The organism is Actinomyces sp. MRS3W (genome assembly GCF_032465695.1).
Lineage (GTDB): Bacteria > Actinomycetota > Actinomycetes > Actinomycetales > Actinomycetaceae > Actinomyces.
Map to the genome: position 1 here is coordinate 1 of NZ_JAWDJJ010000321.1, position 4254 is coordinate 4254.

The window sequence follows — 4254 nt, forward strand, 5'->3', positions numbered from 1 at the left end:
GGACAGCTGGTTCAGCCATATCTCGATCGAGGTGCCCGGCACCGAGACCTCCAACGAGTGGCTCGAGCCGGTCGACGCCGATGCGTACCCGAGCCTGTAGGGCGCGTCCTGCACGAAGAACGGTTTCGGACTCGATAGGAGTTGATGGAAATGGCATGGTTGGCACTCGTTGCGAGCGGATTGCTTCAAGCCGTCTGGGCGACCTCCCTCGCAGCCTCCGAGGGCTTCTCCCTCTTGATGCCCGCCGCCCTGTTCTTGGCGACGATCTCTGTCAGCGCGATCTGCTTCTCGTATGCGGTCCGCAAGATCAGGGTCGTGCGCGCTTACGTGATGTGGGCCCTCATCAACGCATTGGCGACAGCAGCCTGGTACTTCCTCACGGGAGCCGCCAATGCCATGGTCGCCGCAGTGGCGTTGCTCGTCGTGGCGGTCGGCGTCGTGGCGGGATTGCAGCTGGCCGCGCATCGCTCGCGCCAGGGCGAAACCGCTAGCACTGCCCAGAAGCAAACCCCTTAATCCCGCGCGAAGCGGAAAGATTCGACATGCGAGGAGATCGAACATGAATCAGAGAAACGTTTCAACGGCAGCCTCAGCCCGAACAGCCGGCAGCGAAGGGGCGCGAGCGCTTTCCCGACACGCCTTCCTGGGCCTGGCGGGGCTGACGGCGGCGGGCGTTCTTGCCGGATGCTCGTCGACGGGCGCGAGCGCGCCGGCGCCCGCCGTTGTTTCGACGGCGGACCCGGCGAGCCCCGGCAACGTCTCGTCGTTCGATTTGGCCGGCGGCACGAATGGCCGTGCCCCCACCATCAAGCTGAACAGCGGCTACGAGATGCCCGTGGCGGGCATCGGGGTCCTCCAGCTCGGCGCGCAGGAATGCTACGAGTCTGTGACTGCGGCGCTGGATGCGGGCGTGAGGTTGGTCGACACCGCCTACGCCTACCGGAACGAGGCGCAGGTCGGTCAGGCGATCCGGGACTCCCCGGTCCCCCGCGAGGAGGTCTTCGTCACCACGAAGCTCTTCCCGACCCAGTTCGCCACCGCAGGCACCGCCATCGACGGCGCGCTGGAGAGGATGGGGCTCGACTACATCGACCTGATGCTGCTCCACCATCCCGGCTCCTTCGATATCGATGCCTACCACGCCATGGAGAGGGCAGTCGCATCCGGGAAGGTCTGCTCGATCGGCCTCTCCAACTGGTACAACGACGAGATCGACCAGCTCATCGAGGAAGTCTCGATTGTCCCCGCGCTCGTCCAGAACGAGATCCACCCCCTCTATTCGGAGCCCCAGGTGATCCCCCACATGCACGACCTGGGCATCGCCGTGGAGGCATGGTATCCGCTTGGCGGCCGCGGGCACGTCGATCAGATGCTCGCGGACCAGACCGTCGTGGGAGTAGCGCAAGAGCTCGGCAGGACGCCCGCGCAGACCATCCTCAGATGGCACCTCCAGCGGGGAGTTGTGGCGATTCCGGGCTCCGGGAACCCGGATCACATCGTCGAGAACATATCCCTGTTCGACTTCGAGCTCTCTGAAACGCAGATGGAGGCCATCGACAACCTCAACCGGGACGAGAAGCTCGGCAGCTGGTAGGTATGTCCACTTCTCCATAAGTGTGGCGTAATCGCCATCGCGCGGTTTCTGGCAATGGAAGACCCATCGAGCTCCTGAGATACTATCCACATGGATATTGACTATTGGAGACGAAAGAAGGCTCAAATGTTCGAGGGAAACGCTCATATCGAGGAACTGGTTTCGCTCAATGGGAACGGATCAGGAACATACAGGGAGGGCGCCGTGAGGCCGCGCATCGAGGGCAGGCGATTCGACGGGGAGCGGGCGCTCTACAACCTGACCTCTACCGACGTGGTTGGATGTAGGTTCGCGGGACCGGCCGACGGCGAGTCCGCGCTCAAGGAGGCGAGGGACATCCGCGTATCGAACTCAGACTTCGAGCTGCGCTACCCCCTCTGGCACGTTCGCGGCTTCTCGCTTGACGGGGCCAGGATGGTCGAGACAGCCCGCGCCGCGCTGTGGTATGCGGAAGGCGGCGCGATTGCCGGAAGCGAGCTCCACGGCATCAAGGCGCTGAGGGAGTGCAGCGACGTCGCCCTGCGCGGGTGCGACATCGAATCCGATGAGTTCGGCTGGAAATGCCGCGGGATATCGTTGGCCGATTCGAAGATCGCATCGGAATACCTGTTCCTCGACAGCCACGACATCCGTCTGGAGAACGTGCAGATGAGCGGCAAGTACTCCTTCCAGTACATCGATGGACTCGAAATCTCGGATAGCGTGCTCGATACCAAGGACGCGTTCTGGCACAGCAAGAACGTGACAGTGCGCAACTCGGTGCTGAAAGGCGAGTACCTGGGCTGGTTTTCGGAGGGGCTGACGCTCATCGACTGCCAGATCATCGGCACGCAGCCGTTTTGCTACTGCAAGGACCTGACCCTCGTGAACTGCACGATGGAAGGATGCGACCTGTCGTTCGAGTATTCCGACGTCTCCGCCGACGTACGGGGCGGGATCGACTCCGTGAAGAACCCGAGATCGGGCACGATAACCGCTGATTCGGTCGGAAGCGTCGTTTTCGGCGATGCAGCCATGGAGTGCACTGGCGTCGTGGTGCTACGGGAAACCGGCGAGACCATCTCGGCAAAACCATCAGCGGCAGGCTCCTACGCGGAAACGGACGCCGACGCCCGTTACATGGCGGCGTGCGCATGAGCGGCAGGAGGAAGACCATGGGAATCATCGCGGGCGTCGTCGTGGCCGCGCTCGTCGCGGGAGCCCTGTGGCTGTTCACGCCGTTCGGGTTCTTCAACGTGCAGTGCACGGGGCCCTTCCAGATGGACCTCACCGTGAACGGGCGCACCATGACGGCAACCATGGAGGACAACACGTCTGCACACGCGCTGCGCCAGATGCTCGAGCGCGGCCCGAAGACGGTGAGCATGCGGGACTACGCCGGCATGGAGAAGGTGGGCATGCTCTGGAAGGGGCTGCCCGCCAACGACACCGACCTCACCACCCGCCCCGGCGACCTGGTGCTGTTCATGGGCAGCTCGTTCGTCATCTACTACGGGCCCAACCACTACAGCTTCACGCTGCTCGGGCACATCGACGGCGTTACGCAGGCCGAGCTGGCGGAGCTGCTGGGCGACGGCAACGTGGACGTGACGCTGTCGCTTCCGTAAGAGACAAGCGCGACTTCAAGCAAAGCAACGATGGAAAGCAACCGCGAAAGAAAGGAACCATACATGAGCATTTTGCAGGAGACCTACACCCTGAACGACGGCAACGCCATTCCCAAGCTTGGGCTGGGAACCTGGTTCATCGGCGACCGCAACGCGGCCGGGGCCGTGCGCAGCGCCGTGGGGCTGGGCTACCGCCTCTTCGACACCGCGCAGGCCTACGGCAACGAGGCCGGCGTCGGCGAGGGCGTGCGCACCTGCGGTGTCCCCCGCGAGGAGCTGTTCGTCACGAGCAAGATCGCAGCCGAGGCGAAGAGCTACGAGAGCGCTTCGAGGGCGGTCGACGAGATGCTGGCGACGAGCGGACTCGACTACCTCGACCTCGCCATCATCCACAGCCCTCAGCCGTGGCGCGACTGGCGCAAGGACGACAGGCGTTTCTTCGCCGAGAACGTCGAGGCATACCGCGCGCTCGAGGACGCGCAGAAAGCCGGCAAGCTGCGCTCGATCGGCGTGTCGAACTTCCTCGTGGACGACCTGCAGAACATCCTGGACAACTGCACGGTGATCCCCGCAGTGAACCAAGTCCTCTGCCACGTGTCGAGCACTCCGGCCGCGCTCATCGAGTTCTGCCAGCGCAACGGCGTGCTCGTGGAGGCCTACGCGCCGATCGCCCACGGTAAGATGCTCAAGAACAGGCGACTCGTCAGCATCGCGGGCAAGTACGGCGTGACCCCCTCGCAGCTGTGCATCCGCTACTGCATCCAGCTGGGCTGCGTCGCCATCCCCAAGACCGAGAACCCCGCCCACATGGCGGAGAACGCCGCCGTCGACTTCGAGATCTCGGCCGAGGACATGGCCGAACTCGCCGCCTTCGAGCCCATCAAGAGCTACGGCATCCTGATGAACCGCATGCCGGTGTTCAGCCGGAAGTAGAGGCACGTCTCGATATTGGACACTGGAGCAAAGGAGGAAGAAGATGCCCACCCCCATCGTACTGAAAGCGGCCGGGGTCGAGATCCCCGCCGTCCTGAACGACACCGTGGCTGCCCGCGA

At 63.8% G+C, this 4254-nt stretch carries 5 protein-coding genes; all 5 read left to right on the plus strand.

Annotated features, from left to right (window positions below; all coding sequences use genetic code 11):
* Window positions 1-144 precede the first annotated feature (144 nt).
* Complete coding sequence (locus RWX45_RS12090) at window positions 145-516, plus strand: DMT family transporter (RefSeq protein ID WP_316023968.1); 372 nt, start codon at window positions 145-147, stop codon at window positions 514-516.
* 43 nt (window positions 517-559) lie between these two features.
* A complete protein-coding gene (locus RWX45_RS12095) occupies window positions 560-1594 on the plus strand; it encodes an aldo/keto reductase (RefSeq protein WP_316023969.1) in 1035 nt (344 codons plus the stop codon).
* 90 nt (window positions 1595-1684) lie between these two features.
* Window positions 1685-2731 carry a DUF3737 family protein gene (locus RWX45_RS12100; RefSeq protein WP_316023970.1) on the plus strand — a complete coding sequence of 349 codons (1047 nt, stop codon included), beginning with the start codon at window positions 1685-1687 and terminating at the stop codon, window positions 2729-2731.
* A gap of 17 nt (window positions 2732-2748) precedes the next feature.
* On the plus strand, window positions 2749-3201 hold the full coding sequence (locus RWX45_RS12105; protein ID WP_316023971.1) for a cyclophilin-like fold protein: 453 nt from the start codon (window positions 2749-2751) through the stop codon (window positions 3199-3201).
* A 63-nt stretch (window positions 3202-3264) separates the two neighbouring features.
* Window positions 3265-4134 carry an aldo/keto reductase gene (locus tag RWX45_RS12110; protein WP_316023972.1) on the plus strand — a complete coding sequence of 290 codons (870 nt, stop codon included), beginning with the start codon at window positions 3265-3267 and terminating at the stop codon, window positions 4132-4134.
* Window positions 4135-4254 lie beyond the last annotated feature (120 nt).